This window comes from Blautia sp. ZXY-1-B12 (genome assembly GCF_056339915.1).
Map to the genome: position 1 here is coordinate 86,098 of NZ_JBWJVP010000227.1, position 6,244 is coordinate 92,341.

General features: G+C 40.5%; 5 protein-coding genes and 1 tRNA gene. 5 read left to right on the forward strand and 1 reads right to left on the reverse strand.

Annotated elements, in window-relative coordinates; translation table 11 throughout:
* The first annotated feature begins 134 nt into the window (after positions 1-134).
* From clpX to AC075L_RS15645, 4 genes are all read left to right on the forward strand, one after another.
* Positions 135-1,553: an ATP-dependent Clp protease ATP-binding subunit ClpX gene (clpX, locus tag AC075L_RS15630; protein ID WP_008706095.1), complete on the forward strand. Its 1,419-nt coding sequence runs from the start codon at positions 135-137 to the stop codon at positions 1,551-1,553.
* Positions 1,554-1,608: 55 nt separating this feature from the next.
* Positions 1,609-2,202, forward strand: coding sequence for a DUF7575 domain-containing protein (locus AC075L_RS15635; RefSeq protein ID WP_055053005.1), 594 nt, complete (start codon positions 1,609-1,611; stop codon positions 2,200-2,202).
* 138 nt (positions 2,203-2,340) lie between these two features.
* Positions 2,341-3,846: a fibronectin type III domain-containing protein gene (locus AC075L_RS15640; protein ID WP_055053004.1), complete on the forward strand. Its 1,506-nt coding sequence runs from the start codon at positions 2,341-2,343 to the stop codon at positions 3,844-3,846.
* A gap of 155 nt (positions 3,847-4,001) precedes the next feature.
* A complete protein-coding gene (locus AC075L_RS15645; protein ID WP_226839987.1) occupies positions 4,002-5,129 on the forward strand; it encodes a hypothetical protein in 1,128 nt (375 codons plus the stop codon).
* Positions 5,130-5,180: 51 nt separating this feature from the next.
* Here the strand turns inward: AC075L_RS15645 and AC075L_RS15650 are convergent.
* A tRNA-Leu gene (locus AC075L_RS15650) sits at positions 5,181-5,264 on the reverse strand.
* A gap of 412 nt (positions 5,265-5,676) precedes the next feature.
* Here AC075L_RS15650 and AC075L_RS15655 point away from each other — a divergent pair.
* Positions 5,677-6,244, forward strand: a 568-nt coding sequence (locus AC075L_RS15655) for a carbamoyl phosphate synthase small subunit (RefSeq protein WP_476387885.1), incomplete at its 3' end; no start/stop codon positions are given.

Sequence of the window (6,244 nt, forward strand, 5' to 3'; positions counted from 1 at the left end):
TTTATAAAACTTTCATTTTGTTATAAGGGAATTGTATGATATAATTCAGTTAAATAAGCGTAATGATCCAGCAGCCTGCTATCCTGCAGGAGCACTGTACTGTTACGAATAAGAGGATATAGAAAGGAGTCATTATGAGCGAGAACTATAATGATGATGAAATAATAGACAGCAGCGAAGATACAGAGAAAAAGAGAAACAAATCCGAAAAATTCTGTTTTCTCTGCCGCAGACCTGAGAGCAAGGCCGGTCCGATGATCGAACTTCCCAATAACATACATGTCTGCACAGATTGTATGCAGAAGAGCTTTAATTCTATGAATCAGCAGTTTAATGAGGGTAAGTTCAATTATTCTGACCTGTTGAATATGCCGAATGTGAGTATGATCGATCTGGGCAGCTTCCAGAATCCGGTGCAGCAGCCAAAGAAAGAAAAAAAGAAAAAGAAACAGGAAAAACCGGTTCTGGATCTGAAAAATATTCCTGCTCCCCATAAGATCAAAGAAACCCTTGACCAGTATGTGATCGGTCAGGAGAAAGCCAAGAAAGTAATGTCTGTAGCGGTTTACAATCACTATAAACGTGTGGCGACAGATACAATGGATGAGATTGAAATTGAGAAATCTAATATGCTGATGATCGGACCAACCGGATGCGGTAAAACCTATCTGGTTAAAACCCTGGCGAAACTTCTGGATGTGCCGCTTGCAATTGCAGATGCCACTTCTCTTACAGAAGCCGGTTATATTGGCGATGATATAGAGAGCGTTGTTTCCAAACTTCTGGCGGCGGCAGATAATGATGTGGAGCGTGCCGAGCATGGTATTATTTTCATTGATGAGATTGATAAGATTGCCAAGAAGAAGAACACCAACCAGAGAGATGTCAGTGGTGAGGCAGTGCAACAGGGAATGCTGAAGCTTCTTGAGGGAAGTGAGGTGGAAGTTCCTGTAGGTGCAAACAGCAAAAACGCAATGGTACCGCTTGTAACTGTTAATACACGTAATATTCTGTTTATCTGTGGCGGTGCTTTTCCTGATCTGGAGAATATCATTAAAGAAAGGCTGAACAAGCAGGCATCTATCGGTTTTTATGCAGACCTGAAGGATAAATATGATAATGATCCTCATCTGCTTCAGAAAGTAACAGTGGAGGATATCCGCAGTTTTGGAATGATTCCGGAATTTATCGGACGACTTCCGATCATCTTTACTCTGGACGGATTGAATGAGGATATGCTTGTGAAGATCCTGCAGGAGCCGAAGAATGCGATTCTTAAACAGTATCAGAAACTTCTTGCACTGGATGAGGTGAAACTGGAATTTGAAGACGGGGCACTTCATGCAATTGCTGCAAAAGCACTGGAGAGAGATACAGGTGCCAGGGCACTTCGTGCGATACTGGAAGAGTATATGCTGGATATCATGTATGAGATTCCGAAAGATGACAGCATAGGAGAGGTTGTGATCACAAGAGAATACATAGAAGGAAACGGTGGTCCGAAGATCCTTCTTCGCGGACAGGAGCCGATCCTGCTGGAGGGTAGTCATTAATTAATATAGTTTTGTTCTTACATTATGAGGATAATAATAGAAGGGAGTAAATATTATGGGAACAGATTTTTTTGATGGATTAGTTAAGACATTTTCAAAAACAACAAAGGAACTGGGAAAGACTACAAGAGAATTAGGTGCCCGCGCAGAGCAGACGATCGAGGCGCAGAAGATAAGAAGTAAAATCACAGGGGAAGAGCGCATTATTGAGAAAATCAAAGTTGATATCGGTGATATTGTTTACAGACGACATTCTCAGGGTGATGGAATTGATAGTGAGTTAAGTGCTTTATGTCAGGAGATTGATCAGCATTATCTGAAAATCAGGGAGTATAAGGATAATGCGGCGAACCTGAAAGGAGAGAAAATCTGTCCGTCCTGCGAGAGGGAGGTAGATATTAATGTAAGTTTCTGTCCGTATTGCGGAACGCCATGCCCGACTCCGGAACCGGCGAAGAATGTGGAAAATGATATTGTATCTTCAGATGAAGATGAAGATGGGAGTAATGGACCGGAAGAAACACCGGCAGAAGAATTACAGCCGGAAGAACAAGAGACAGAGAAAGCAGCAGAAACAGAACCAGAACCAGCACAGGAACAGCCGGTGGAAGAAAGACCAGTGGAAAAAGAAGCAATGGAAGAGAAGTAAGTAACTGCAGGGTAAATTATTTTTACAGATTTACCAGATAATTACAGTATAATTAAAAATATGTTGCAAATTGATATGGAATATGATAATTTTATATCGTATCAAAAGGTATGAAAATTACGAACAGGAGAGGGAAAGATGAAAAACAGAAAATTAAATCAGTTATTAGTCGCAGGAATGATCAGTGCAGCTATGATGACTTCCGGTATCAGTGTTCAGGCTGCTGATTTTAGTGATGATACATCAACAGTAGAAGAACAGTCTGTTGGCTCAGCAGAAGAGGAAGCTCCGGAGGTAGAGGACGGATCTGAATTTCAGTCTGATGCTGCTGAAGCATCATCAGCAGTAGCAGTCAGTTCAGCGAACTTCCCGGATGCAAAGTTCCGCCAGTATGTTTTAGATAATATTGATACAGACAAGGATAAGAAACTTTCAGCGGCAGAGATCAAAGCAGCCAAGACGATTGATGTTTCAGGACTTGGAATTTCCAACCTGAAAGGTATTGAACGTTTTACTTATGCGACAGATCTGTTTGCGGCAAATAACAAACTTACTTCTGTAAATATTACAAAGAATACAAAAGTTGCATATCTGAATCTGAGTAATAACAGTCTTGCAGGAACTCTGGATCTCAGCAAATGCACAAATCTTCGTGTAGTGAAGTATGGAAGCAATAAACTGACAAAGGTAGTAATGCCTTCCAAGAAATATCTGAAGAATCTGGATTTCGTAGATGCAAGCTCCAATAAATTTACCACACAGGCAAATGCAGGACTGAACATCGGAAATACTGATTATGTAAAGAGTCTTTCAGAAGTCAATGCCTCCAATAATGCCATCACTTCATTTAACTGTGCCGGATTTCAGGGAATCCTTGATCTTAGAAACAATAAGATCACAAATCTGAAACTGGAAAACAGCAAGGAAGGATCTCAGGTAGTTTCCTTATACCTTGACGGAAACTCACTGAGTAAAACACCTTCTATTGACTTTACACCGGAATGGATTGCCGTACCTCAGCAGTTCAGCTGTGATGCAGGAGTTTCATCCAAGGTCAAAATGCTGAAGGCAACTGCATCCATCACATCTGCAACATGGGATCAGATCGTGGTAAACGTTGGTTCCAGTACAGATGATGCTTCTTACAAACTGGAGAAGAAAACAGGCAACGGTGCATATGAAACTGTTAAAACATGGGATAATGGTGATCTGGCTGACGCAGAGTTCGGAGAAGATTACACAGATAATGTGATTTCTACAGGAACAGCCTACACATACAGAGTTACAGCAACTGTACAGGTAAAAGATGCCAATAAGAACCTCAGATCCTGGTCAAATTCCGCAGAAGTGAAAGCTACAGCAACAGGTACAAAGCCGGCAATCTCTGTGAAGTCCACCCAAAAAGGTGTGGCAACCGTAAGCTGGAAGGCTGTTGCAGGTGCAGACGGATATGATGTTTACTGTGGATCATCCAAGAAATCCCAGAAGGGTACGGTTGTAAAAGGAACTACAAAGCTGACCGCAAATAGGACAAAACTGACAAGTGGTAAAACTTATTATTTCAGAGCACGCGCATATAAGATGGTAGGATCTGCCAAGGTATATACAGGTTACAGTGCAGTGAAGAGCGTGAAAGTCAAATAATACAAAAATAATTGAGAACAGTATAAAATCAAGCCGGCGATGTGAGAGCAGATATCTTTTACAGAGCCGGCTCTTTGATTATGGCAATTCCGTAAAATACTGTGGACAGTCCGGTATTGCTATAGATGAATTGTTATAGATGGGAGGAATGTCATGTGAAATATATCAGAAAGAGTTTCTCTTTATTTTGGTTGATAGCGGTAATGCTGTTTGGAACAGTATCGGCATCCGCAGCATCTGCAAAACCGGAAACACCGGTATTGTCCGGAACAGCAGCCGGAAACAGAGTGACTCTGAACTGGAATAAAGTAAAGAAGGCCTCCGGCTATCAGATTTTTCTGTATTATAAAGCCTACGGGAAATACAAATGCGTGGGAAGGATCAAGAACAGGAACATTACCAGTTTTACACTGACAGGTTCTGAAGATAAGCTCTACACTTATAAGATACGTTCTTATCTGAAACAGGGAAACAAAACTCTGTACAGCCCATCATCGAAAGCACTGGAGATAAAAACAGCTCCCGGAAAACCTGTGATCACCCGGATAAGAGTGAGAGAAGAAAGCGGAACCCTGATCAAATGGAAAAAAATCAAAACTGCAGAAGGATATCAGATATTCCGGTCAGAATCCGAGGACAGAGGATATAAAAGAATCAATATAGTTTCCGGCAATACAACATTCAGTTATACAGATACAGGTACTGTTTCAGGAAAGACTTATTATTACAGAATACGGGCATATGTACGAAATCAGGGAAATGTTGTATATTCTGAACTGAGTGATCCGGCAGAGGCGGTAATGCGAAAGACTATTATGATCGGAGATTCCAGAACAGATATGATGAAAGATGTTGTGGAGAACGATAACATCACATGGATATGTGAGGTTGGAATGGGGTATAAATGGCTTAGAGATACTGCCCTGAAGACCTTGCAGGAGCAGATGAAAGGAAATGAAGATATTTTTGTCTGGCTTGGTGTTAATGATGTATACAATATTTCAAATTATATCAGTCTGCTGAATGAGGAGATTCCAAAATGGAAAGCGCAGGGAGCGGATGTCTATATTGTGGCAGTGGGACAGGTAACCAAAGATCCTTATGTAACAAATGAGGAAATCGAAGATTTCAATGCCAGAATGAAAAAAGAAGTTGCCGGTGCGAAATATGCAGATCTTTATTCTTATCTGAAAAAGCAGGGATATAAGACAACAGACGGAACTCATTACGATAATGAAACCACATGGAAGATTTATCGTTATCTGATGTCTTTTGTGTCATAAGAACAGAAAAAAGGAAACTGTATCAGTTTCCTTTTTTGAGTAAAAAAATAATGCAGAAGATGGGACTTGAACCCACACGATATTGCTACCACAGGCACCTGAAGCCTGCGCGTCTGCCAATTCCGCCACTTCTGCATTTTCTTATTTATCAATCGCTCTCTTGCGACTGCTCATTTATAATAACCGATGTATGGATAAAAGTCAATAGCTTTTTTGAAATTTTTTTAATTTTTTTTACAGTATCCTCAAAACGCACAATTTGTTACGTAGAAGTGTAAGCTTCTTCTGATAAACTGCGGAGCAGTTATCCGGTGTAGAGTTGCACAGAGAAGAGGATGATTTAAATTTTATAGAGGTATTTGGATGTGAGAAAGCAGTGAATGCATGTGATTGGATCTGCCTGAAATTACAAAAAAGTTTTTAATATCAACTTAATTATTTTTAGTACCTTATAAGGTTGAAAAAAGCACTTTGCTGTGATACAATCTTGAAGATTTAGGAAAAAATAAGTGATAGACACAATATAAAGATAAGAAAGGGAGATTGTATGAAAGCATTTCTGATATTAGAAGATGGCCATGTGTTCAAAGGTACAAGCATTGGTTCAACGAGAGACGTTATCAGCGAAATCGTCTTTAATACTTCCATGACCGGTTATCTGGAAGTAATGACCGACCCTTCCTATGCAGGACAGGCAGTATGTATGACTTATCCCCTCATTGGGAATTACGGAATCTGTTATGATGACCAGGAGTCATCAAAGCCATGGGTGGACGGCTTTATTGTCCGCGAATTATCCCGTGTCCCAAGTAATTTCAGAAGCGTGGACACGATTCAGCATTTCTTAACAAAGCATGATATTCCAGGTATTGCCGGAATTGATACCAGAGCCTTAACGAAAATCCTTCGTGAGAAAGGTACCATGAACGGTATGATCACCGTCAATGAAAATTATGATTTAGATACAATTATCCCCCAGTTAAAAGCATATACAACAGGTAAGGTAGTAGAGAAGGTAACATGCCGCGAGAAAGAGATTTTAAAAGGCGACGGTCCGAAAGTAGCACTTCTTGACCTGGGAGCAAAGAGAAACATTGCACGTTCCCTGAATGAAA